The following is a 25,436-nucleotide window of genomic DNA, read 5'->3' as shown; positions in this document are numbered from 1 at the left end:
CTATTTTTTCGTCAAGCCTTCGTAGATTGTCTTAATATTCCACTCCATCATTTTGATGTACGTATCGCCATCTTCGCCTGGCTTGCCGAGCGAGTCGGTAAACACTTTTCCGACGATCGGCACACCGGTTTCCCGGGATACCATCTCCATGCTGCGCGGGTCAATGCTCGTTTCCACGAACAGAGCCGGAATTTTTTTCGCGCGGATCGTATCGACTACCTGGCTGACTTGCTCAGGCGTTCCCTGGTTTTCCGAGTTGATTTCCCAAATGTAGGCGGCGTCGAAATCGTATGCTTCGCTGAAATATTTAAACGCTCCTTCGCTCGTTACGAGAACGCGCTGTTCACGCGGAATTTGATTGTATTGCTTGACTGCCTCTTCGTGCAAAGCGCGCAGCTTTTCGATGTACGCTTTTGCATTTTGCTCGTACGTGTCCTTGTGCGCCGGGTCGACCTTGATCAGTGCGTCTCTGGCATTTTCCGCGTACTTGATGCCGTTGCGCACATCCAGCCACGCATGCGGATCTTCTTCGCTCTCTTTGCCTTTTGTCGTCAAATGCTTGGCGGCTACGCCTTCACTCATGCGGAACACGGGTGCATCTTGTCCAGACTTGCCTGCTGTGTGCATCAGCTTTTCAAACCACGAGTTTCCTGCTTCCAGATTCAAGCCGTTGTAGAACACGGCATCGGCATCTGTTGTTTTTTGCACGTCGGCTGGCAACGGATCGTATTCGTGCGGGTTCGAGCCGACCGGAGCCAAGCTGTGAATTTCCACGCGATCTCCGCCCACATTTTTCACAATGTCATACAAAATCGAATACGTTGTCACTACGTGCAGCTTTTCATTTCCAGTTTTTACCTCTTGATTGGAACTTTGCGGCGCACCGCACGCGGCGAGCAGGACGGATGAGATGAGAAAGACGAGAAACAGATTCCATTTTTTCATGACGAGTTCTCCTTTTATTTACTTCGAAAGCTCGGCTCTTTTTTGCCGCACTCGAATGGATTTCCATACAACTCCGTGCTTTTTCGAGAACAGGAAGGCCAGAAGGAACAAACCTGTCGCCACCATTACGATGGTTGCCCCCGAAGCCAGGTTGTAGGTAAAGCTGAAGTACAGGCCGATAATCGCTGAAATGACCCCGAAGCTCGCTGCCAGGAAAATCATCACCGACAGTCTGTCTGTCAGCAAATAGGCTGTCGCTGCGGGAGTAATCAGCATGGCGACCACCAGCACGATTCCCACGGTTTGCAGCGACGCTACGGTAACCATCGTCAGCAACGTCATCAGCAAATAGTGAATCAGATTGTTGCGCAGACCGTACGCCGCCGCAATCGTCGGATCGAAGGACGTCAGCAGCAGTTCCTTGAAAAACGCGTAGACGGTCACAATCACAATCACGCCGATCCCGACCGTCACCCACATGTCGGACGGTCGCACTGCCAGAACGTTCCCGAACAAAATGTGATACAGGTCCGTGCTGCTTTTCAGCATCGTAATCATGATGATTCCCAAGGCAAAAGCGGAAGTGAACAAAATCCCGATCGCCGTATCGTTTTTAATCCGGCTGTTTTGGCTGACATATCCGATCCCGATCGCTGTAAGCACCCCGGTGGCGACTGCGCCCAGGAAAAAGTTGATCCCGAAGGCATACGAGAGCGCCACCCCTGGCAAAACCGCGTGGGAGATGGCATCGCCCATCAACGACATCCCGCGCAAAATGATGAAGCTGCCAATGACCCCGCAAATGATTCCCACCACGACTGATGTAAACAATGCCTTTTGCAAAAAATCATATTGTCCGATCGCATGTAAAAATTCCATTACGCAGTTACCTCGGCCTTCTCCAGAAATTGCAGTTGATGCGCGTAAGCTTTGGACATGACTTCCCGGTTCAGCACCTCATCGACTGCTCCAAACTTGATCAATTCCTTGTTCAAAAGCAGCAGCTGATCGAAATACGCATTCGCTTTGCTCAAGTCGTGGTGGACGACTACGATCGTTTTGTCCTGAAGCTGAAGCTCCTTCAAAATATGGATGATCGTTTCCTCGCTGGCGACGTCGATTCCGACAAACGGCTCGTCCAGAAGGAGCAATTCCGGTTTTTGCGCCAGTGCCCGGGCCAAAAATACGCGCTGCTGCTGCCCGCCTGACAACTCGCCGATCTGCCGCTTGGCGAAGTCCTCCAGTCCCACTTTTCGCAGACACTCCATCGCCCACAACTTTTCCTTTTTTTTCGGAAATTTGAATAATCCGACGCTTGGATATGTTCCGATGAGAACCGTATCCATCACCGTGATCGGAAACGTCCAGTCGATTTGGCTTCGCTGCGGCACATAAGCGATTTTCTTGCGCACCTCGCTTACTTCTTTGCCGTAAAACAGGACGTCTCCCTTGTCTTTTCCGATCAACCCCAACATGGCTTTGATCATGGTCGATTTGCCTGCGCCGTTCGGGCCGATGATGCCCACCATGCTGCCCTGCTCAACCGCAAACGATACACCCTGCACGACCTCAACTCCAAAATAGGAAACGTGAAGCTCTCTGACTGACACAGCACTATTCATGAGATTCCCTCCAAAAATAATCAGTCGTTTTATTCTCGCTGTTGCGCTACATCATCCGCTCTGGTTGTCCCGACTCACTTATATATGCTTATACACAAAATTGTAGTTATTAACCAATAATATTCGCCATGGCAAAATAATATGCTTGTGTATAAAAATGTTTCCCTGATGCAAAATTTACTGGAAATCGTTCTCACTGTCAACCCTTAATTTCATTTTCTAGGGAATAAAGAAAAAGCACAGCCCGCATATCACGCGCTGTGCTCTTTGTTTATTCACTTTGTCATCTGTTGGTTACACCAGTTGCAGCGAAATGTATTTGACCTCCAAATATTCTTCGATTCCTTGGTGACTGCCTTCCCGGCCGAGACCGCTTTCCTTCATGCCGCCAAACGGTGCTTGCGCGACAGATGGCCCCCCGTCGTTTACCCCGACAATGCCGTATTCCAGATTTTCCGAGAACATGAATGCCCGCGTCAACGACTGGGTGAAAACGTAAGCCGCCAGTCCGTACGGTGTCGCATTCGCGCGTCTGATGACGTCCGCGTCGTCGGAGTACGTGCTGACAGGAGCAATCGGCCCGAACGTCTCCTCTTGCATGCAGAGCATTTCGTCTGTGACCTCCGAGAGCACAACAGGCTTCAAGAAATAGCCGACCGCACCTTCCAGCTCCGGATTGCCATGCAGCACAGCCCCTTTGGAGATAGCGTCGTCTACCTGCTGCCGGACTTTTTTGACCGCTCTGTCATCGATCAGCGGGCCGATCTCGACATGGTCCTCTGTCCCGACACCTACGCGCAGCGCAGCGACCGCTTCTGTCAGCCTTTGCAAAAATGGTTCTTTCACAGCCTCGTGCACGTAAATCCGGTTGGCGCAAATGCACGTTTGCCCGGCGTTGCGGAATTTGGACTGGATCAAGCCTTTGACAGCCGCTTCGAGATTCGCGTCTTCTGCCACGATGAACGGCGCCAAACCGCCCAGCTCCAGAGACAGCTTTTTCACGGTGTCCGCCGCTTTTTTCATCAAGAGCTTGCCCACAGGCGTCGATCCGGTAAACGTCAGCTTTTTCACGCGAGAATCTTCCATCCAGACGTCGACCACTTCTCCCGCCCGCGAAGTAGTGACGATGTTGATTACACCTGCGGGGATGCCAGCCTCCTCGGCGCATTCCGCCAGCAACAGCGCCGTCAACGGCGTCTGTTCCGCTGGCTTGGCTACGGCCGTGCAGCCTGCGGCAAGCGCCGGAGCGAGCTTGCGCGCGATCATTGCCGCCGGAAAGTTCCACGGAGTAACCGCAGCCACGACACCGACAGGCTGCTTCTGGACGATGATCCGTTTGGAGACGGCAGACGACGGGATCGTCTCCCCGTAAATCCGCTTCGCTTCTTCCGCGTACCATTTGATGTAGCTGTTGGCATACTGCACCTCGCCCCGCGCTTCTGCAAGCGGCTTGCCCTGCTCCATCGTCATCACGTAGGCGATTTCATCGAGTCTGGCTTCAATGGCCTGATGCCAGCGCTCCAGAAGAGTGGCCCGCTCGTAAGCCGTCGTTTTCGACCAGCTGTCAAAAGCGGCTTGCGCGGCATCGACTGCCTGCTTCGCTTCTTCCGCACCCGCGTCCGGCACACTGCCAATCGTCGCGAGCGTCGCCGGATTTTGCACGATCATGCGCTTGTCCAATGTCAGCCATGTTCCATTCACGTAAATCCCTTTGTTCCACTCTTGTTGTTGTTTCACGCCGCTTTTTCCTCCTGTTCATTGGCTGTAAACAATTTCTCTTTTTCTCCGCGCAACCAATCTTTTCCATATAATAAAACGCACAGCAAAATTCCCGCGCCAAAAGCCATCGCTGCCCCTTTGATCACCAGAATGGCTCCGACGACTCCGGCGATCCCCAAATCGCGCTGGCTACGCGCCTGCATCACGCCAATTCGCACGCTGACGTAGCCTTGCACGAGCAAGGTCAATGCCACTGCAACACCGAGAATCGGCTGAACGAGGCTGACGATCGGCAACAGCAGCAGACCTGTATTCGTTCCCCAGCGGAAAGAGCCTGCGCCCCCGAAAAAGGAGTTCATCGCCTGCTTGCCTTTTTTGAACCGCTCCACGACCACGACCTGCATCGCTGCCCACATCGGGCCGCACATCGTAATATCCGGTCCGATCAGGCTCATCAGCATGTTGCGTCCGCCAAAAATCATGTGCGCCCGGTCAGGATTGTAGTCGACTTTTTCATCGAGACGCACCTGGTCAGATTCGGATAACAGCGCTTTCGTTTTCAGCACATCGCCAAAGACGACAAGGTAAGTCGCGAACACCGCAGGAAGCGCCGTGATGAAAAAGGACAGCGCCGGCAGCCCCAAGCCGAAGACCGTATACTGCGACCAGAGCGTGGCGAAGTCCGGTTGGCTGAATCCCCACTGAATATCCGGCCACTTCGCTTCCCCGAAGATCGGCGCTACGAATACCGCCAACAAAATCGCAGGCAAAATCCCCAAATTGCCGAGCAGCGCCCACAGCTTGCCTTTTTGCTTCAATCCTTCAAAATGCTTGGAAAATACGAGATAAAAGCAGAAACCGATACAAATCGCAATCGTGTACGGGAACAGGTCGAACTTCCCGCCTTTTTCAAAAATCGAGGTGATCGCGCCAATCCCCGCGCCGAGGATAATGCCTGATTTGATCGCGTTCGGCACGAAGTTGACTACCCGTTTGGCAAGCCCGGTGACGCCCAAAATAATCGATAGCAGCCCGAGCGTCAACTGGAAGGCAATCAGGGCGTACACCCGATCCGGCCCTTCGGGAAATTGCCCGACAAACAGCACGATCAACGGAATCGCAGGGGTAATCCAGCCCGGAATGACCGGATCGCCCAGCAAGTGGTGCAGCAAATACAAGAAGCCATTTAAAATGACGACAGCCAAGCCGACCTCAAACGGCATGCCAAGGTGATCGGCAAGCAACGTGATGGCGCCGAGATCGACGGCGCACATCAGCAATCCTTGCAAGTAATCAGGCCATTCAAAACGATAATGCACGAACGGCAGGCGAATTTTGAACGGGCCAACCGGAATATACGGAGTCTCTGCACCATCTTTGCGTTGCTTCCACTTCATGTGATATCCCCCTCTTAGTAAGCTGCGCGATATATATCTTCTATGTCTTTTTTCCGCAAGGTGCGGGGATTGTTTTTCAAAAGCCGGGTCTGCTTCATCGCTTCTTCCGCCATCTCGGCAAGCGCTGTCTCAGGGATGTTGAACTCGCGCAACGACTGGGGAATTTCCACGTAACGGCACAGACGCGTCATCGCTTCGATCGCTTTTTCCGCCGCTTCATCCAGGCTCAGGCCAGTTGTATTTTCTCCGAGCGCCTGGGCGATGTCTCCCAGCTTTTCCAGGCAGGCGATCTTGTTCGTGCGCATCACGTAAGGCAAAAGCAGCGAGTTGCTGACGCCGTGCGCCATGTGGAAGCGTCCGCCGAGCGGGTAAGCCAGGGCATGTACAGCTCCTACCCCTGCATTTCCGAAGGCAAGACCCGCCATCAACGCGGCTGTAATCATGGCTTCGCGCGATTCGATGTTGTCCGGGGCCGCGTACGCTTTTGGCAGGTGAACAGCGATCAGCTTCATCGCGCCAATCGCCAGCGCGTCCGTGACTGGGGAGGCAAACTTGGAAATATAGGCTTCCACTGCATGCACCAACGCATCCACGCCGCTCGCAGCGGTAACACTCGGCGGGCACGTCAGCGTCATCATCGGCGAGACGATAGCGACATCCGGCAGCAAGTAAGGGCTTACAATTCCTTTTTTTACTTGCTCCTTCGTATCGGACAAAATCGAGATATTGGTCACTTCCGAGCCTGTTCCCGCTGTAGTCGGAATCGCGATCAGCGGCAAGCCCGGCTGCTTGACCAGATTCGTGCCAAAATACTGTTCGATGCTGCCCTCATTAGTCGCCATGACCGCAGCCGCTTTCGCAATGTCGATCGCGCTTCCTCCGCCGACCGCAATCAGCCCGTCGTAGCTTCCTGCGCGAATCATGCTGACACACAGGTCGACGATTTCGATTTCCGGCTCCGGATTGACGTCCGGGAAGATGCCTGCCTTCATCGGCAAAAGCTCCTCGACTTGTGCCACCACCCCGGCCTGAATCAAAATATGGTCGGTGACGATCAGCGGACGCTGCACCCCCAGCCGGGCGACTTCCTCTGCAAGCAATGTCAGCGAATCGCGGCCTGTGACCAGCTTGTTCGCAGCAGCAAATGTAGAAATGTTCATGTTGTCACTCTCTCCCTTCTCTGTGCTGCCACTTAAAAGCAAATCCCGTGCCAAAGCCTTAAAATTCGCTGCACCCAACCTCGTTTGCTCCCGGCGAAATGGTAGATTTCCGCTCGCAAAACCACCTTTTCTCACATGTTCGTCACATTTTTCGCTCTCGCTTTGCCCGGAACAAAAAGCAACCGTTTTCATCCGATCACCGATCATGTTTCAAATCAAAATACATCATATTGATTTGCTTTCGAATCAAATTGTTGTTGATTCTTGCCATCTCCCTTGTTTGTTGGACTTCAATCGGTCAAAAATGTTTTATGCTTAAAATAGTCTGTCAATTGGCAATTTTCGTTTGACAAGCTATTTGGAATAATTTACTATCAAAAGAACGCATGCGAATATCTATCGCGGATGAATATTGCGGGAGAGACTAAACTTACCGTTTAGCACCGAAGGAGCAAATCCTGACCCCCAGGACAAATCTCTCAGGTAAAAGGACCGCAATGGGACGCATCTCTGGAGAGAGCCATTGGCCACCAAAGGAGTTAAACACTCTCAGGTAAAAGGACAGAGGAAAATAGGAACCAGCCTATTTTTCCCGTTCCTTTTTTTATTGGCGAAAAATAGGATTGCTGCTAGAAATCGCTGCGCTTTCAGGGGAACAGCCACATCCCCACTCGGGCAAACAAGGAGGGAGCAACCGGAAGCAAACAGCAAAAAATAAGGACTCACTGAAAAATGTAAGCGTTTTTTTCGTTGGAAGTAACTTAATGATGTATTTATTCTGTACAGCTATGTTACTATGAGAATTATAAAGAACCATAAACTTTTGCGAAGAAAAAGTCGTCGAGCAAGTAGTTGTCTTTCCAAGTAACTGTGCAGAATCAGACAGAGAGAAAGAGGGGGATCACATGGAACAACAAAAATTGGCGAGAGGTCTGAAAAACAGACACGTTCAACTCATCGCAATCGGTGGAGCCATTGGTACCGGACTATTTCTGGGTGCGGGAAAATCCATTCACCTCGCCGGGCCATCCATTTTGTTTGCGTACCTGATTACTGGGATTATTTGCTTTTTGATCATGCGCTCGCTCGGTGAACTTCTCCTGAGCAACCTGAACTACCATTCCTTCGTCGACTTCGTAAAAGACTACCTCGGAAACATGGCTGCGTTCGTCACAGGCTGGACGTATTGGTTTTGCTGGATTTCGATTGCCATGGCCGATTTGACGGCTGTCGGCTTGTACACACAGTATTGGTTTCCGGGAGTGCCGCAATGGATGCCGGGGTTGATTGCCCTCGTAATTTTACTTTTCATGAACCTGGCAACCGTGAAGCTGTTCGGAGAAATGGAGTTTTGGTTCGCGCTGGTAAAAGTCATCGCGATTCTCGCCTTGATCGTCGTCGGTATCGTCATGATCGTCAAAGGCTTCTCCACCAACTCCGGCGCTTCCAGCTTCACGAACTTGTGGAGCCATGGCGGGATGTTCCCGAACGGAATCAACGGCTTCTTACTTTCGTTCCAGATGGTCGTCTTCGCGTTCGTCGGCATTGAGCTGGTCGGACTGACTGCCGGAGAGACAGAAAATCCTGAGCGCGTCATTCCAAAAGCGATCAACAACATTCCGATCCGCGTCTTGCTGTTCTACGTCGGTGCGCTGATCGTGATTATGAGCATCTACCCATGGAGTGCGATCGTTCCGACAGAAAGCCCGTTCGTGCAAGTGTTTGCCGCAATCGGAATTGCTGCCGCTGCGGGAATCGTCAACTTTGTCGTACTGACCTCCGCCGCTTCGGCATGTAACAGCGCCGTCTTCAGTACAAGCCGAATGGTCTACTCTTTGGGCAGAGAACAAAACGCGCCTGCGGCCATGACCAAGCTCACGACTCGCCAAGTTCCTGCCAATGCCCTGTTCTTCTCTACCGTCGTCATTCTCATCGCCGTTGTATTGAACTACATCATGCCAGAAGGCGTCTTCACGCTGATCACGAGTGTCTCGACGGTTTGCTTCCTGTTCATCTGGGGCATTACGGTCATTTGCCACCTGAAATACCGCAAGACAAGACCAGAGCTGGCAGCGCAAAACAAATTCAAAATGCCGCTCTATCCGTTTGCCAATTACTTGATTCTCGCTTTTCTCGCGTTCATTCTCGTCGTGCTCGCACTTGCTGAAGACACGCGCGTTGCCTTGTTCATCACACCTGTCTGGTTCATCATGCTCGTGGTGATTTACAAGCTGCGCAAAGCGAAAGTCGATCAGGTCAAAATTGCCGAAAACTCGTAAGCGGTAAGCGACACAACCAAAAACCACATTCATGAACGAATGTGGCTGCATGAGTAAAACAAACATCCCGCGATGGCGTCAGGCGCTCGCGGGATGTTTTCCTATTCGTTCAACTCCGGTTCGCTGCCGATGTGCAGCTGCCACTTTTTCATCTTCTGGACGAGCGCACTTTGGCTGATCCCAAGCGCTTCTGCTGCCAGTCTGGTCGTCCGGTGCGTCTGGATCGCTTGGCTGATCATGCTGCGCTCCAGTCGTGCCACCGCATCGCGCAACGACGTCGGCTCCGCTTGCGGAAACACCTGTTGCAAAAAGCCGGGCAAATCTCCCACGTCAATCGTGTTGTGAAAAGTCGTGACAACCAGCCGCTCGACCAGGTTCGCCAGCTCCCGGATGTTCCCCGGCCAACTGTAGTTGGTCAGCCACTCGTAACACTCCAGCGTCATCGTTTTTTGCTCGTTGTACTTTTCGTTGAATTTTTCCAGATAGGACTCAAGCAGCGGGACAATCTCTTCCCGGCGCTGCCGCAGCGGTGGAACCTCGAAAGTGACGATGTTCAGCCGATAGTACAAATCCTCGCGGAACAACCCTTCCCGCACCAGCGTAGCCAAATCCCGATGAGTCGCCGTGATGATCCGCACATCTACATGTCGCACTTGCGTGGAGCCGACGCGCATGAATTTGCTTTCCTCCACGACCTTCAACAGCTTGACTTGCAGCTCCAGCGGCAAATCGCCAATCTCGTCGAGAAAAAGCGTACCGCGATGGGCGCTTTCCAAAATGCCGACCTTGCCTTGCTTGAGCGCTCCCGTAAACGCACCCGGCTCGTAGCCAAACAGCTCAGCCTCCACCAGATGGCCCGGGATTGCCGCGCAGTTCAACTCCATAAAAATTTCGTTGGCTCGACTGCTCCTGGCGTGGATGTATTTCGCAATCATGCTTTTCCCTACACCCGTCTCGCCCTGCAACAAAATTTTTGCATCTGTCTTGGCGACCTTGTCAGCCAGGCGGAAAAGCGAGCGCGTCGCTGGCCCGAGCACAACATCTTCCAGCCCCATCTGATCGGCAGGGGGCACATCGCTTTGCAGCAGCTTTTGACTATCCAGCTCGTGCTTCAAGCGGATCAGCTCGGTGATGTCCCGGACACTGCTGATGATGTATAAAATCTCGCCTGCGGACGACAGCACAGGCGTCGCGGAAACGATGATTTTGCGGCTGTTGCGTATCGTCTGGATCAGCGTCACGGGCCTTCGCGTGCGGATCGTCTCCAGCGAAGCGGACACGGAGATCATGCCTTGCTTGATCAAATCGCCCATATGCTTGCCGATGACCTCTTCTTCGCGAATCCCGGTAATGCGCTGGTACGCCTGGTTGATGAACAAAGTAATGCCCGCTCCGTCTGTAATGTACACGCCGTCATACAGCGCATTGAACACGATTTGGCAGATCGGACTCTCGAAAAAAGCGTGAAGCTGCGCCTGCGAGCTTGCCTGCCGCTTTCGATCCGGCAAGCTCACTTCCGGCACCACGTATTCGACAATCGGCCGCGTCAATTCCCCGCGATGAATCGCATGGGCGATCGCTTCTACCGTCAAATAGCCGATAAATTCGTCTTCTTCACTGTATACTTCCTGCACTTCGTTCCGGTCTGGCGTAAAATGGGCGACGGCTTCCTCGACCGTCATCGTTGGACGCAATGGATGCATGTGCGATTCTCTCCATGATGTCATGACCTGATCTCGCTCTCTTCAAATGGTTCCAATATTCCTTCGATCTTTATTCCTTGCTTGCGTTTGAGAAAAGCCATAAAAGGAAAATAAGAAATAAGACTGATAACCGCGGCGCCAAAAGTATAGACGATGACAGTGCCTGCCGCATTCGCCAGGCCGGCAAGCAAGCTGTCCCACATGCCGCTTGCTCCTGAATGTCCCTCTGTGGCACGCATCAAAAACAGAAAAAGCAGTTGAACAAGTCCGATCAAGAGACCCAGTGAAAAACCGGCTCCCACACATAGTTTGAGGTAGGAAGATATTTTCAAGTATTTCACTTTCCATACGGTGTACATGACTGTCACCCCTTCCTCTCTATTTTACTAGATGAATCGGGAGCAAGCCGCGCTTTTTCCGGAAGATTTTGAGATTTGTGTTGTAAAATGAAAACAACGTACATCACAGATTGCGAGGTCGTTCATGAAAACTTTTCACGTCAGCCATGCCCGAAAACTGACCATTCTCATCCTCCTGATCATCGTGGTCGCCTTCTCCCTGTCCGGCTACATCATGCGCTCCCAAACCAACCGGATCATGAAAGTCGAGATTGAGAACAAGCTGACCCTGCAAAGCCAGGCTCTGGCCGAACGGATGGACGCTTTCTTTGCGCAAAAAGCGTTGCTGATCAGGCAAATGAGCACCAACCAGGCAATCTTGCGCTACCTGCAAACCGTGCAGACGCGAGAGCATGCCTTCACCAGCCCGCATTACTTGGACGTAGCGACCGCATTGGACGGCATCCAGCGGCTGGACCACAACCTGGGTCTTGTATGGGTTTCCAGCAATGCGGGCAACTTCACGATCGGCAACACCGACACGCTCTCAGGAAAAGACTGGTCGCTCACCAAACGCCCCTGGTATCCAGACGCCGTCCGTTCCAATGACGTCGTTTTTTCCGAGCCGTACGCCGATTATCTCACGAAAAAAATGGTGACCAGCGGCACCATGAAGATTGAGGAAAACGAAAGGCTGCTGGGCTTCGTCGCCATCGATATTTTGCTCGACGACATTCCGCAAATGCTCGGCACGTACCCGATCGGGGAATCGGGCTACGCCATCCTGGTTTCCAAAGACGGAACGATCATGTACCATCCAAATCCCGAGCTTGTCAGCCGACACAAGCTGACGGAACAACCAGGCGATCTGGCCAAAATCGGACAAGGCATGGTCGCTGGACAAAAAGGATTGCAACTCGTCTCCATCGACGGCAACAACTATTACATCGGCTACTCCCCTGTCTCTTCCACGGGCTGGTCTGTCGCAGCCGTACTGCCTGCCAGCGAAGCGCTCGGACAATTGAACTCTGTACAAGACTTGTCCAGCCTGATTACCAAAGTTTCCATTTTCGTTCTGGTCAGTCTGCTCTCGCTTTTGCTGCACTTCATGTTGAAGGAACAGCGGCGGATTCAGGCCGAACTGCGGGCAGCCAAGGAAGAAGCGGAGGAAGCGAGCAAGGCGAAAACCGACTTTTTGGCGCGGATGAGTCACGAAATCCGCACCCCGCTCAACGGGATCATCGGACTGTCCCAACTGATGCAGAAAACGGTGATGACGGTGATGCAAAAAAATTACTTGGACAAGGTGCTGTCTTCCTCCCAAGTATTGCTCCGCCTCATTAACGAGATTCTCGACTTTTCCAAGATCGAGGCTGGCAAGCTGGAGCTGGAAAAGGCAAGCTTTGACCTCGACGATTTTGTCCGGCGGCTCTCGCATATGCTGAGCATTTACCTCGGGACGAAGCAAATCGAAATCATTCTCGATCTGCCGCCGAAAATGTTGCCCAAACTGATCGGGGACCAGCATCGGCTGGAGCAAGTGTTGCTCAATCTGTGCCACAACGCCATCAAGTTTACCGAGCAAGGATACGTCTCTGTGCGAATCACGCTGGAAAAAGAAGAAGGACGACTGCTGTACTTGCATTTTGCCGTAGAGGATACAGGCATCGGCATGTCGGAAGATCAGCTCGACAAGCTGTTTGAACCGTTCACACAGGCAGATGGCACGACGAGCAGAAAATACGGCGGCACCGGACTTGGTCTGGTCATCTCGCGCAGTCTCGTCGAGATGATGGGCGCCACTCTCGAAGTGACTAGCGCAATCGGCAAAGGAAGCTGCTTCTCCTTCACCCTCCCGTTTGAACACGCGCCCTGGCTGGAAAGCGAAAGCCCTGGCTCCATGCTGCCACCAGGCTACGAAGGCCAGCGTGTCCTGATTGTGGAAAATCACGACAAAATGCGAAGCAGCATGGCTGACATGTTGTTTGGCCTAAACTTTTCGCCTATCTGCGTCGCCACCTGGCGAGAGGCTTTCGAGCTGTTGGAACACGCTGAAGCGCACAACCCGTTTCGCTTTGTGTTCGTCGACATGGAAGCGGAAGACATGTACGGCGTAGAATCGTTGCAGCGGCTGCACGCGCTCGCCGAGCTATGCGACGCAGCGACAATTGCCATGACGACAGAGTACGGCCGCGACGAGCTGGCCTCCCTGGAGGAATCCGCCCAGCCTGACGCTGTTCTGATCAAGCCGATTAACCGGATGGATGTAGCGCGCGCGATACTGGGGGCACAGGAGCACAAGGAAACACATGTGACCGAGACTTTGCAGAAGCCGCAGTCCGCTCCTTACGAAAACGTCCTCTTCCCCGGATATCGCGGCAAAATTTTGCTGGCAGAGGACAACGAGATCAATCAGCTGGTAGCGGTCGAGTTCCTCCGGCGCGAAGGTTACGCTGTGACCGTTGCCAAAAACGGGCAAGAAGTGCTGGAGCTTTTGGAGACGAGAAAATGGGATCTGATTCTCATGGATGTCCACATGCCGGAGATGGACGGTTGTGAAGCGACGATCCGCATCCGCCAGCACAAACAGTACGCCAGCCTGCCCATTATTGCGATGACGGCGAGCGTCATTAAAGCCGAACACGACAATTGCTACCGTTCGGGGATGAACGGCGTCATTACCAAGCCGATTCATTTGGGCGAGATGAAGGAAACATTGAAGCGAGCAATTCCCGTACCTTGTCTGGATGTTTCGCTCGCACTGGAGCGACTGGATGGAAAAATCCCGATATACACGCAAATTCTCCGTTCATTCACTAAAGAATATTCGGATTTTACATCAAACCTCCAAACGGCGTTTCTCGCAGGAAACTTCCAGGAAGCAAGAAGAATGATTCACACTCTCAGTGGTGTTGCGGGAAATTTGTCTGCACAAAGATTGCTTCTTTTATCAAGAAAAATGGAGGCGCAGCTTTCTGCTTCTGTAAATCCGAACGATTATCAAGAATTTATGAGCGAACTGGAATGGCAGTTGAACGAAGTGTTAGCGTTAGCAAACGAATGGCAAGAAACTCTGGCAATCTCCTAACATTTTTTTAGCATTTTTCATGAAATTAGGTCCATTCTCCTCGCTTTTTTGCTAAAATATGAGAAAAGTATTAGGAAAAAACGAAAAATTGCTAGCTCTTTCCCATTTTTACGAATAACTTTCTCCCAGAAAGAGTGAGGAATCTGATGTACAACCTATTGATTATCGAAGACGATCAGATTATGGGCGAAATGCTGGCCATGTATTTAACCGAAGAAGGCTATTCTGTAAAAATAGCGGATCATGGACAGAAAGGCTTGGACATGGCGCAATCATTTGCTCCAGATGTCATCCTCGTGGACATGATTCTGCCGGATATGAGCGGTACCAGGATATGCAGCGAGCTGCGCACCTTTTCCGTTGCTCCCATCCTGATTGTCTCGATGAAGACAGACGTATCCGATCGCGTAGAGGCTTTGCAAGCTGGAGCGGACGATTATATTTGCAAGCCTTTTTCCTTGCGAGAGATTTCCGCAAAAATCGGAGCCATGATCAGACGAACCCACCAATACCAACAGCCTGCTGCCCCAGAAAGCGGGGAACAGGCTGACACAGCAGTCGCGAGTTCCGAGAATACTTTCCTGCTCGATTTGGAGCGCAGGGCGATCTTTGTCAATCAGTTTCACGTCGAAACGACTTTTTCCGAATTTGAGATTATGCGTCTGTTCATTACAAATGAGGGAAAAGTATTCAGTCGGGAGGAATTGCTCTACGAACTGCGCGGTTTCGATTCTTTTGTGACAGATCGGGCCATCGATGTTCACATCGCCAACCTGCGCAAAAAAATCGAAGACAATCCGAAGGAACCGAAATACATCCGCACCGTTTGGGGTGTAGGATACAAGTTCGTTTCTAAAAACTAGCAGACAAATGGCATCGTCTCCTGCGAGATGGTGCTATTTTTTTGAGATTATTTCACACTATCCTAATACATAGACAGAAACTTATCTAATACATCCCGTGCATAATCAATCCCAGAAGAAATGGACGCAAAATGGAGGGTAAATAAAACATGGAGTTTACATCGTTACTGACGAGCGAGGATCTGGAGCACAAGCTGAGACTGGCCAATGATTTGCAAGAAGCAGTACGGCTTGAACAGCTGACTTTGCATTACCAACCGCAGTTCGAAACCGTCTCTGGCAACGTACGCGGTTTTGAAGCTTTGCTCAGATGGCACCATCCGCTCTTCGGACCGATCTCCCCTACGGAATTTATCCCGCTCGCCGAAGAGATCGGACTGATTTATTCCATCGGTGACTGGGTCATCCAGACCGCTTGCCAAAAAAACAAGCAAATTCAAGAAAAGTACATGCCCACTTCCGTCATGTCAGTCAACATCTCGGGCCTGCAATTGCAAGACTCTCTCTTCTTCGATCGGGTATGCGGCATTTTGCAGAAAACAGCTCTCTCCCCTCAATCATTGGAGCTGGAATTGACAGAACGGGACAGAATCTCGCTCAAGGACAGACGGATCGATACTTTGAAAAAATTCGCTAACCACGGCATCAAAATCGTATTGGATGATTTCGGGACGGAATACTCCTCGCTTGAATACATCACGACTCTCCCCCTCTCAACTATTAAAGTCGATCGGTCATTTGTCGCTCATATTGCCAATCATTATGAAGGAACGGTACTCGTCGAATGGATCATTTCACTGGCGCGCAAACTGGGGCTCACTGTCGTCGCTGAAGGCATCGAGACGTTTGAACAGCTCCATAGCCTGCAAAAGTGGAAATGTGATTTTGTGCAAGGCTTTCTGATCAGCAAACCGTTGCACGAAAGCGAGTTGCCCCTGTTTTTCCGCAAAGTAGAATGGAAGCAGGAAAACAAGTTTCTGCATACATGATGAAAAAGCTTCGGTTACCGAACCGAAGGCACCCTCCTCTCATTCAACCAGCTTTACCAATCGGCACAGATCATAGAGAGCATGGATTCCGCGCATTTGCCAGCAGTTGACCCGATGCAAATACTGCAAGAAGTCCGTGGCGATTTTTCTCGCCTCTAAAACATCGTCTTCCCTCATGTGAGCAATGGCATTTTTCAGCTCTACAACCGTTGGCGAATACACCTGCGCGCGCAACGCTTGCAAAAGCATAATTTTTCGGATATGCGAGCGATTGAACAACCGATAGCCATTTTGCGGATCGCGCGTGGTTGTAATCAGCCCTGTTTTCTCCCAATGGCGAATCGTCGAGCTGGGAAGCCCTGTTTTTCGGGAAGCTTCCTTGATCGTCAGCCACGCTTCGCCAGACTCTGCTTGCGTTTGCTTGCCATCCAGCTCGCAGAACATCCGCATGTTGCTTTCTGCCAGTTGCTTGTCCCGTTGCAAAAGGGCTTGCACCTCATTCACGCGCCATAGCGCCGCATCGAGCTGCCTTGCTTGAACGTTCCGCACAACTTCCGCAGTCACCTCCATCCCGAACCCGGGCGACATAGCCTGTATACAAGTAAAATAGGCAACGTGCTCGGCGGTATACAAACGATAGCCGCCCGCAGACCGTTCCACTGGCGGAACAAGTCCTTGCGCTTCGTAGTTGCGCAAGGCGCTTGTGCTCAGCTTCAATTTTCGCGCAATGTCAATCGGCCGCATTTTTTCGTGGACCCCTCTCTTCATTTGTTCCTGGTTTAAAGCTCGCTTATAACGTTTGAGCAACTCTCCCCTATTTATTCAACAAAACTTCTGATCAAACCTTCGAATTAGCATCCATGTTGTAAGATGAAAAGGAAAAATGTCCTCGTTAGTGATGCGCATATCGAAGGAGGGGTTTCCCATCGTCTTTGACCTGTTGGAAATGGAATTTGAACGCCAAGTTACCAATCTCGTTGCAAAAGGGTATCCTAGCATTGCCCGGATGACAGAGAGCGCTTTCCGCAAGCAACTGGAACCGTTGAAGGACAAAGCAGCCTCGCTTCCTCCGTGGACAAATGAGACGGAACTGCCTGAAGGTTATGCTCCTTTTGCCCTCGTCGTAAAAAGCGAGTGGGTCGACAGCAGCCGTGCCATCCAGCTCGTGGAGCGCCAGAAAAAGGCGGGCTTTAGCGTCATGGATGAGCAGGATATGTGCCGCTTCAAGCCGATCGATGGAATCGCGTTGCCTGCCGGAGTCGCCTATCTTTTGGCTGACATTGATACCGGAGGACAAACGCTCAACGTCACGCCGAACGACGCCCTGCCCCGCCTTTTGGCCCAAGGGCGCTCTCCGCTTACTCTGGAGGAAGGCATTGCCCTCGTTACCCACTTTCCTGAGCTGTTGAAAAAGAACAACGGTTTTTCCCTGCTCGGCTCCCGTTGTGGCGATCGGCGCGTAACGGCCCTATGGATCAGTCAAGGCAAGCCGAAGCTCGGATGGTGCTGGGCAGGTAACCCGCATACGTGGCTAGGCTCAGCCTCATGTCTGGAGCGCATAGGAACGGACAGCGTCGCAAACGAAAAAAACCTTGAAGGCAGCTTTAAGGTTTGCTCCCACAACAGCTAACGGTTTTACTTTAGCGTAACTCCGTTGGTGACATGTGCTTCCACCTGGGCAATGCTTTTTCGCTACTGCCTCGTACGGAACTCCCACAAGGCTGCGCAGTTCATCTGCATCGGTCGCAAGCGCCTTTTGCAGCTGCTCAGCCCGCATTTTCCGACCTCCATCACGAACCGGACTGGATCGCTACACGCCAAGAGCGCTTGGGAACGATTCTCCTTTGTTGCTTCCATCTTCTCGGCCACACTCGGAAAAGGCAAGAAAACCGCGGTGCGCGATGTGCTTTTCGCAAGCGATTATTTCCAGCGAAAAAAGGGGATGCCTCATGCATCCCCCTTTTGCTATACCATCATTTTGCAAATATCGTTCGTGAACGCGACCGGATCTTCAATCGGCAAGCCTTCGATCAGCAGCGCCTGATGGTAAAGCACCGCTGTGTACAAATTCACTTTTTCCTTGTCTTGACCGAAAGCGGCCTTCAGCGACTGGAACACGTCATGGTTCACGTTGATCTCCAGCACCTTTTGCGCTTTCACGCCTTGGCTGTTCGGCATGGCGTTCAGCACTTTTTCCATCTCGATCGTGACATCGCCTTCTGTCGACAGGCAGACTGGATGGGATTTGAGACGCTTGGATGCTTTTACGCTTGCAACTTTGCCTTCGAGCAGGCTCTTCATGTAAGCGAACAGCTCCTGGTTGTCTTCATTTTCAGCGTCTGCCGCCTTGTCCTGCTCGTCTGGTTCAATTCCCAGATCGGCGCTGGAGACGGAACGGAACTCCTTGTCTTTGTAGGTGCGCAGCATCTTGATCGCGAACTCGTCGATATCCTCTGTGAAGTAAAGGATTTCATAGCCTTTGTCGGATACCAGCTCGGTTTGCGGCAGTTTTTCGATGCGCTCGTTGGATTCCCCTGTCGCATAGTAGATGTACTTCTGGTCTTCCGGCATTCTCTCGACGTACTCGGCCAGCGTCACCAGCTTTTTCTCTTTGGAAGAGTAGAACATGAGCAAGTCCTGAAGCGTGTCCTTGTGTGTGCCAAAATCGCTGTATACGCCGTATTTCAGCTGTCTGCCGAACGCTTCGTAAAACTTTTCGTACTTCTCCCGCTCATTTTTTTGCATGCTTTGCAGTTGGCCCTTGATTTTGCTGGAGATGTTTTTCGCGATCAGCTTCAACTGGCGGTCATGCTGCAGCATTTCCCTGGAAATGTTGAGAGACAGGCTTTCCGAATCGACCATCCCTTTGACGAAGCTGAAGTAATCTGGCAGCAGGTCAGCACATTTGTTCATGATCAGTACACCATTGGCGTACAGCTCCAGACCTTTTTCATACTCTTTGGAGTAGTAGTCGAACGGAATGCTTTCCGGGATGTACAAAATCGCCTGATAGACGACCGCTCCATCCGCGCTGACGTGAACGTGCGCAAGCGGCTTGTCGAAACCGTAATGCTTGCTTACATAAAACTGTTCGTAGTCTTCGTCAGTCAGCTCGTTTTTGTTCTTGCGCCAGATCGGCACCATGCTGTTGACCGTCTGCTCTTCTTGCACTTCCTCAAACTCGCTGTCGCTGCCTTCTTTCGGCTGATGCTTCGTCACGTCCATCTTGATCGGGTAGCGAATGAAGTCCGAGTATTTTTTGATAATCGCCTTCAAGCGATACTCTTCCAAAAACTCATCGTAGCGTTCTTCTTCCGTATTCTCTTTGATTTTGAGAGTGATCGTAGTGCCGACCTCATCTTTTGCATAAGGCTCGATGGTATAGCCATCGGTTCCGCTGGATTGCCATCTGTAGCCTGTGTCTGCCCCCAGCGCTTTGCTCGTGACCGTTACGACGTCAGCGACCATGAAGGCAGAGTAGAAGCCCACCCCGAATTGCCCGATAATATTGTAGCCGTCTTTGGCATCGTTTTCTTTTTTGAAGGCAAGGGAACCGCTTTTGGCGATCACGCCCAAGTTGTTTTCCAGCTCTTCAGCGGTCATGCCGATTCCCGTATCGGTAATCGTCAATTCGCGGGCAGCCTTGTCCACGCTAATTTTAATGAAGTAATTGTCTTTATCGAACACCAGCTGATCATCCGTCAGCGAGCGGTAATAGATTTTGTCAATCGCATCGCTTGCGTTGGAAATCAGCTCACGCAGGAAAATCTCTTTTTGCGTGTAAATGGAGTGGATCATCATTTCCAACAGTCGCGTCGATTCAGCCTGAAACTGCTTTTTTTCCATCGGCCATTCTCCCTTCTATTTTGCCACACACAATTGTTAGCACTCTCACCGCGAGAGTGCTATCCACTATTTTTTATAACAGTCCTAGATTTTTCTGTCAATATACCGCCCCTGTTTTTTGTAAATTATTCCCTGATCGCCGCACAAGCTTTTTGCCCAAAAGACCAAAAGAAAAAGGACCATCGTTCTCAATGGTCCCTTCTCTCTTTCCCTACTCTGCTTTTGCATGAGCCGCATACGCCTCGGCTGCGATCGCCAGAAAATAGGCAAGTCCTGTCTGCTGCCCCTCCAGCATCTGCAAATGGAAGTCGTCTTGCAGGAAAAACCGAGTCTGCCCGGCAAACTCGTACGGAGTAAGCGAATGCCCGTGCTCATGCATAAAGCGCAGATGCTCCCCGATCAACTGATGCAGCTTCGCATCCGTATGCTTGACTCCATCGCGCAATGCGGCAGCCATCTGCGCCATGAACCGTTCGGCTTCCTGCGCTTGTTCATTCATCTTCGCCACGTCGATGGAAGCTTCCTGTGCCAGATCGTATCCGTACGTTTCCTGCAAATGCTCGCTTTGCTCCTGCAGGGCTGCTCTCCACTCTTCCTCACTGCTAAACCCTTGAAACATCGCTTGGTTATCCATTCCTTTTCCTCCTCGCAGGCACGCCAGCGTTTTTTGCAGCGTGCGTATGACCTCTTCCAACCTGCTTTGTCGGGCCAAGAGCAGCTGTTCCTGTTCTTGCAACACAAGCTCTCGCTCCGGCTCTCCATCAAGCAGCTCGCGAATCTTTTGCAGCGGAAAATCCAGTTCGCAGTAAAACAAAATTTGCTGCAAACGCGCAAGCTCTTTGTCGCCGTACAACCGATAGCCCGCTTCACTGATCTCGCCCGGAATGAGCAGGCCAATCCTGTGGTAATGGTGCAACGTCTTGATCGTCACGCGGGAAAGCTCCGCTACTTCCTTAACTGTGTACAACACGCTGTCCGCCCTCCTTTCTCCTCTAGTGTAAAGACTCCCCCAAGCGGAGAGTCCAGCGTTTTTTTCATAAAAAAAGCCCCCGCAAACAGCCGCGAGGGTTGAAAAAGGTGGTTAACAGTGTATGGTAATCAGTTTTTCCAAATTTTCCATTCCTATACTTGCAGGCTCGCTGCCAAATCTGCTTTGCCATCAGTTGGCAGCCATTTCTACCGATACAGAGCAGCCTTTTTGCCTTTGCAGCCCGCTTTCCTGTTCGAGCAGCCTTTTTGCCTTTGCAGCCCGCTTTCCTGTTCGAGCAGCCTTTGGACATTCAGCCTGAGTTGGCAGCAGTCTTTTTACATGCTTGATTCTCGGCGTTTTTCAGGCAGGGATCGCCTAGTCGTCTCGCGCCTGCTCTTGCTTTATCCGACTATCCGACCGCAACCAGATCAAGCACCGCAGCGTTGACCCCGTTCAAAAACGCAAGGGCGCTCGCCTTGATAATATCGGTATCCATCGCCCGACCGGAGTACGTTTTCCCCATGTACTCGATGCGAATATTGACACGGCCTACAGCGTCTTTGCCGCGAGAAATGCTGTTGATCTTGTAATCCTTCAGGTGGACATCCAGCCCGACCAACGTTTTGATCACGTCGTACAACGCTTCGATCGGCCCTTCGCCTACTGCGCTGCCTTTCAGCATTTCCTCGCCTTTTTTCAGCTTGACCGTCGCAGTCGGGTACAAATCGTTGCTGACGACCTGGAACGACTCCAGCTCATACAGATGCTTGCTGCTATCTGCGAGCGTGCGGTGATTCGCCACCAAATAAAATACGTCGTGGTCGTACACTTCTTTTTTGGCGTCTGCCAGCTCCAGGAACTTGGCGAACAACACCTCGAAATCAGCCGCGTCGTTCGTTTCAAAGCCGAGCTTCTCAACAGCATTTTTAAAAGCGTGGCGCCCAGAACGCGCTGTCAAAATCAGCTCCATGCTGTCTGCCCCGACTTCTTCCGGCGACATGATTTCGTACACTTGCTTATCTTTCAAAAGACCGTCCTGGTGAATCCCCGACGAATGGGCAAAAGCATTCGCGCCCGTAATCGCCTTGTTCACCTGCACATCCAGACCAGTCAAATGGCTCACCAGCATCGAGGTGCGCAGCAACTCCTTCGTGTTGATGTTCGTATGGCACTGGTAAAAATTCTCGCGCACCTTCATCCCCATCACGACTTCCTCCAACGAGGCATTTCCGGCACGTTCCCCGAGTCCGTTGATGGTACACTCGACTTTTTCCGCTCCGTTTTTGATCGCGGCGAGCGTATTGGCCGTAGCCATGCCCAAATCGTTATGACAGTGGACGCTCAGGATGACATCCGGGTTGAGGTTTTTCAGGCGATCGTTGATGCGGCGGATCAAATCGCCGAACTCATCCGGCACCGCGTAGCCCACCGTATCCGGGACGTTGATCATCGTCGCTCCCGCTTTGACGACGGCTTCAATCGTACTCCACAAATATTCAAAATCGGACCGCGATGCATCCTCAGTCGAATACTGAACGTGCGGCAGCAATGTTTTGGCGTAGCGTACTGCCTCCACGCCCATTTCCATGACGGCGTCCTTGGAGCGGTTGAACTTCTTCTCTACGTGAATGTTGGACGTTCCCAAAACGATGTGAATGAGCGGGTCCTGGGCGATCTTGACACTTTCGTACACCGCATCGATGTCGCTTTTCACGGCACGGGCCAAAGCCGTGATCGACACGCTGTCACCGACACTGCGGGCAATCTCCTGCACCGCGCGAAAATCTCCCTCGGACGAAGCCGGAAAGCCCGCCTCGATGATGTCCACCCGCAATTTTTTGAGCTGTTGGGCGATCTCGATTTTTTGCTGGACGTTCAACTTCGCTCCCGGCACTTGTTCTCCATCACGCAGCGTTGTATCAAACACGATAATTTTACGGCTCATTTTCTGTTCCTCCCCAAAATGGTTTGTTTTTGCAACTCGATTTATGGAAAGCGGGGCCGGCTAAACCCGGTCTTCAGCCAGCAAAACGGTCATGACCCGTTTTATTGATCACTCGCAATCAACATCCGCTTTTCTAAAAAAACGTCGCGACGTTTTTCACGCAAAAAAACCTCGTCTCTGCGCATAGAGACGAGGTTGAACTCGCGGTACCACTCTAATTCATTTCCAAATAACGGAAACGATCTTTTTCGATGGCCATCACCATCTATCCCTGTAACGGTGGAACTCCGGCTTACCCTACATTGTCAGGCAGCTGTTCATAGACGAGTTCGAAATAAACGACATTGCCGTTTCGCACCACCCAACGGCTCTCTGAAAAGTCTTTTTATTTCTACTATTTCTAATCGCAACATTTGTTTTATCATTTTTTGTAATTATATGGGCAGAAAAATGCCACTGTCAACAAGCAAAATGCTGGATGGTCGATCAAACATTTTTGATTGAAGAAAATAAAGCGAGAACAATCCGGCGGGCAAATCGAAAAAACGCCTCCGCAAAGAAGGCGCTCGCTTTTGTCGCTGCTAAATCGTTTCCCTGTTCGACTCGCGCGTACGGTCGCGGGCAAATTCCCTTTTTTCCGCTTCCGTCCCTTCCGCAAACAGCCATCTCAGCGCATGAATAAACTTCATGGCGAAGAAAAAGCTGTCGTGCGTGCCGAGCGGATCTGTCTCGAATTTCACGTTTTGCTCCGGGAAGCCTTTGTCCAGCAAGATGCGGTACGCTGCTTTCGTCTGTGCGACCATTTCCGCTTGAATCGTCGTCTTGTGGATGCCTTCCAGCTCGCCCACGTACATGTACAGCCGATGATCGGCAGCGGGAAGCGGTGTTTCCTGCATGTGCTTGACGTAGCCCTCATACCAGAAGGAGGCGGACAGCCAGGCGCTTTTGCCAAATGTATCGGATCGCAAATAATAGGCGTGCGCACTGACCAGACCACCGAACGAACATCCGGCAATTGCCGTGTGCTCCGGTTCAGGCATCGTCGCATAATGAGCGTCGATATATGGTTTGATCTGATCGGCAAGCACTTGAATATAATCGTTCGCTCCACCGCCAAACAACACTCCGCCAGGCACCAGCGTGTCTGCCGGCCACGGCGTGTATTCATAATTGCGGTCGTGCGGCGTGATTCCGACAAAAATCAGTTCCGGCAGCTGCTTTGTGATGAACAGATGATCGAGGTAATTAAACGCATTCAGGACGACATTTCCCCCGTCCTGCACATAAAAAGCCGGATATCGCTTCGCGCCTTCTGCATAGCTGTTCGGCAAATAAATGGTCAGTTCAAAATCCGCTACTTTTTCCTTGATGATTCGATGTTGCTGCATCTTTGCACCCCTCTCCCACTCATTCCTATCAAATTATAAGGAGTAGGGCAGCGCGTTGCCATGTACTAAATCCAGATCGGAGATGGACAAAACGCCAAAAGCCGCTTGCCTGAGCTTGCCCGCCAACCTTCGCGCCCAAAAATCCCTCGCTCACGCCCCCACCTCTATCGTCGCCACTCTCCCCTGTCGATTTATTCGTCTCGTTAATCCCCTTATTGACACTCGGAATTATAACGCATAAAGTAATGGTATAATAAATCCTTCCAACAAGTTGCAGGCAGACATGCAAAAACCGGACAACCTCTGGACGCCCTGGCGCCTGGCAAGATTCGTCTTGGCAGACAAGGACTTGTTGCCGAAGGATTCGGGCGAAAATTCCAAAAACGTTGATGAGGTGGGCGCATGGCAAACGACTTGATCCAAGCAATCCAACTGCTGAAAGAGAAAGAATGGGTAGACTTGACTCATACATTCGGCCCGGAATCACCGCATTTTTCTGCCTTTGAATCAGCCGAGTTCAAAACGCTGTTTACGCATGACGACGGCTTTTTCTCGCAAAGCTTCACTTTTGCCGGACAATACGGCACGCACCTGGATGCGCCGATCCACTTTGTGCGCGACAAGCGGTACCTGGACGAGCTGGACTTGAAGGAACTCGTGTTGCCCCTCGTCGTCATCGACAAATCGAAGGAAGCCGAAGCAAACAACGACTACAGCCTGACGGTGGAAGATATTTTGCAATTCGAAGCCGAGCACGGCAAAATCGAGAGCGGCAGCTTCGTCGCCCTTCGCACGGACTGGAGCAAGCGCTGGCCCGATGTGGCGGCGTTCAACAACAAAGATGCAGATGGCAACAACCACGCTCCCGGCTGGGGCCTGGACGCCTTGAAGTTCTTGTTTGAAGAAAGGCAAATCAAAGCCGTCGGCCACGAAACATTCGACACCGACGCCAGCGTGGACTTCCAGAAAAACGGCGCGCTGCTTGGCGAGTATTACGTGCTGGCACAAGATACGTACCAGGTCGAGCTGCTGAAAAACCTGGACAAGCTGCCAGCCAAAGGCGCCGTCATCGTCAACATTACCCCCAAACCGGAAAAAGCGTCCGGATTCCCGGTGCGTTCGTTTGCGATTTTGCCTTAGTTTTTCCAAATAAAAAAGGACAGTCCGCAGTCAAAATTGACTTA

The 25,436-nt window shown here is 51.6% G+C and carries 19 protein-coding genes, 2 riboswitches and 1 other annotated feature; of the genes, 6 read left to right on the top strand and 13 right to left on the bottom strand.

Going from position 1 to position 25,436, the window contains the following annotated elements:
- The 6 genes from NST23_RS07365 to NST23_RS07340 form a co-directional block, all read right to left on the bottom strand.
- Nucleotides 1-945, bottom strand: a complete 945-nt coding sequence (locus tag NST23_RS07365; protein ID WP_173596131.1) for a metal ABC transporter substrate-binding protein — start codon at nt 943-945, stop codon at nt 1-3.
- Between the two features lie 18 nt (nt 946-963).
- Nucleotides 964-1,824, bottom strand: coding sequence for a metal ABC transporter permease (locus NST23_RS07360; protein WP_173596130.1), 861 nt, complete (start codon nt 1,822-1,824; stop codon nt 964-966).
- Nucleotides 1,824-2,567: a metal ABC transporter ATP-binding protein gene (locus NST23_RS07355; protein WP_122963002.1), complete on the bottom strand. Its 744-nt coding sequence runs from the start codon at nt 2,565-2,567 to the stop codon at nt 1,824-1,826. The genes NST23_RS07360 and NST23_RS07355 overlap by 1 nt, the downstream gene beginning before the upstream one ends.
- Before the next feature lie 294 nt (nt 2,568-2,861).
- Entirely contained in the window at nt 2,862-4,235 is a 1,374-nt protein-coding gene (locus NST23_RS07350) for an NAD-dependent succinate-semialdehyde dehydrogenase (protein WP_281869067.1), read from the bottom strand.
- 65 nt (nt 4,236-4,300) lie between these two features.
- Nucleotides 4,301-5,683, bottom strand: coding sequence for a hypothetical protein (locus tag NST23_RS07345; RefSeq protein ID WP_340963441.1), 1,383 nt, complete (start codon nt 5,681-5,683; stop codon nt 4,301-4,303).
- A 14-nt stretch (nt 5,684-5,697) separates the two neighbouring features.
- Nucleotides 5,698-6,843, bottom strand: coding sequence for an iron-containing alcohol dehydrogenase (locus tag NST23_RS07340; protein ID WP_340963438.1), 1,146 nt, complete (start codon nt 6,841-6,843; stop codon nt 5,698-5,700).
- A gap of 405 nt (nt 6,844-7,248) precedes the next feature.
- A riboswitch (glycine riboswitch) is annotated at nt 7,249-7,348 on the top strand.
- A 3-nt stretch (nt 7,349-7,351) separates the two neighbouring features.
- A riboswitch (glycine riboswitch) is annotated at nt 7,352-7,410 on the top strand.
- Between the two features lie 338 nt (nt 7,411-7,748).
- Between NST23_RS07340 and NST23_RS07335 the strand changes: the two genes are divergently transcribed.
- Nucleotides 7,749-9,122, top strand: coding sequence for an amino acid permease (locus tag NST23_RS07335; protein WP_122962998.1), 1,374 nt, complete (start codon nt 7,749-7,751; stop codon nt 9,120-9,122).
- A gap of 101 nt (nt 9,123-9,223) precedes the next feature.
- Here the strand turns inward: NST23_RS07335 and NST23_RS07330 are convergent, their stop codons facing one another.
- Together NST23_RS07330 and NST23_RS07325 are read right to left on the bottom strand one after the other, a co-directional pair.
- Entirely contained in the window at nt 9,224-10,825 is a 1,602-nt protein-coding gene (locus tag NST23_RS07330; RefSeq protein ID WP_122962997.1) for a sigma-54 interaction domain-containing protein, read from the bottom strand.
- Nucleotides 10,826-10,845: 20 nt separating this feature from the next.
- A complete protein-coding gene (locus NST23_RS07325) occupies nt 10,846-11,184 on the bottom strand; it encodes a hypothetical protein (RefSeq protein WP_122962996.1) in 339 nt (112 codons plus the stop codon).
- 124 nt (nt 11,185-11,308) lie between these two features.
- Here NST23_RS07325 and NST23_RS07320 point away from each other — a divergent pair, with 124 nt between their 5' ends.
- The 3 genes from NST23_RS07320 to NST23_RS07310 all read left to right on the top strand — a co-directional run bounded on the left by NST23_RS07320 (nt 11,309) and on the right by NST23_RS07310 (nt 16,103).
- The gene (locus NST23_RS07320; protein WP_340963437.1) at nt 11,309-14,251 is read left to right on the top strand and encodes a response regulator; all 2,943 of its coding nucleotides are present in this window, start codon (nt 11,309-11,311) and stop codon (nt 14,249-14,251) included.
- Between the two features lie 146 nt (nt 14,252-14,397).
- Nucleotides 14,398-15,114 (top strand): response regulator transcription factor, encoded by a 717-nt coding sequence (locus NST23_RS07315; RefSeq protein ID WP_122962994.1) that lies wholly within the window; start codon nt 14,398-14,400, stop codon nt 15,112-15,114.
- A 149-nt stretch (nt 15,115-15,263) separates the two neighbouring features.
- On the top strand, nt 15,264-16,103 hold the full coding sequence (locus NST23_RS07310) for a putative bifunctional diguanylate cyclase/phosphodiesterase (protein WP_122962993.1): 840 nt from the start codon (nt 15,264-15,266) through the stop codon (nt 16,101-16,103).
- Between the two features lie 39 nt (nt 16,104-16,142).
- On the opposite strand, the gene NST23_RS07305 is transcribed toward NST23_RS07310, so the two are convergent.
- Entirely contained in the window at nt 16,143-16,847 is a 705-nt protein-coding gene (locus NST23_RS07305) for a MerR family DNA-binding transcriptional regulator (protein WP_340963436.1), read from the bottom strand.
- A 139-nt stretch (nt 16,848-16,986) separates the two neighbouring features.
- On the opposite strand from NST23_RS07305, the gene NST23_RS07300 reads away from it, so the two are divergent.
- Entirely contained in the window at nt 16,987-17,733 is a 747-nt protein-coding gene (locus NST23_RS07300) for a DUF5701 family protein (RefSeq protein WP_340963434.1), read from the top strand.
- A gap of 335 nt (nt 17,734-18,068) precedes the next feature.
- Here NST23_RS07300 and htpG read toward each other — a convergent pair whose 3' ends face one another.
- The 4 genes from htpG to NST23_RS07280 all read right to left on the bottom strand — a co-directional run bounded on the left by htpG (nt 18,069) and on the right by NST23_RS07280 (nt 24,252).
- Entirely contained in the window at nt 18,069-19,949 is a 1,881-nt protein-coding gene (htpG, locus tag NST23_RS07295) for a molecular chaperone HtpG (RefSeq protein ID WP_173598406.1), read from the bottom strand.
- 211 nt (nt 19,950-20,160) lie between these two features.
- Nucleotides 20,161-20,919, bottom strand: a complete 759-nt coding sequence (locus NST23_RS07290) for a MerR family transcriptional regulator (RefSeq protein ID WP_340963431.1) — start codon at nt 20,917-20,919, stop codon at nt 20,161-20,163.
- Between the two features lie 409 nt (nt 20,920-21,328).
- Nucleotides 21,329-22,864, bottom strand: coding sequence for a 2-isopropylmalate synthase (locus NST23_RS07285; protein WP_122962989.1), 1,536 nt, complete (start codon nt 22,862-22,864; stop codon nt 21,329-21,331).
- A 182-nt stretch (nt 22,865-23,046) separates the two neighbouring features.
- Nucleotides 23,047-23,281, bottom strand: a binding site (T-box leader).
- Nucleotides 23,282-23,445: 164 nt separating this feature from the next.
- The gene (locus NST23_RS07280; RefSeq protein WP_340963429.1) at nt 23,446-24,252 is read right to left on the bottom strand and encodes an alpha/beta hydrolase; all 807 of its coding nucleotides are present in this window, start codon (nt 24,250-24,252) and stop codon (nt 23,446-23,448) included.
- Nucleotides 24,253-24,654: 402 nt separating this feature from the next.
- Here NST23_RS07280 and NST23_RS07275 point away from each other — a divergent pair, with 402 nt between their 5' ends.
- Nucleotides 24,655-25,392 (top strand): cyclase family protein, encoded by a 738-nt coding sequence (locus NST23_RS07275; RefSeq protein WP_173596124.1) that lies wholly within the window; start codon nt 24,655-24,657, stop codon nt 25,390-25,392.
- The last annotated feature ends 44 nt before the right edge of the window (nt 25,393-25,436 follow it).

Origin of the sequence: Brevibacillus sp. FSL K6-0770, from assembly GCF_038000275.1 — a bacterium.
Lineage (GTDB): Bacteria > Bacillota > Bacilli > Brevibacillales > Brevibacillaceae > Brevibacillus > Brevibacillus parabrevis.
Note: the sequence above shows the minus strand (reverse complement) of the source record. Positions and strands in the feature narration are given on the sequence as shown.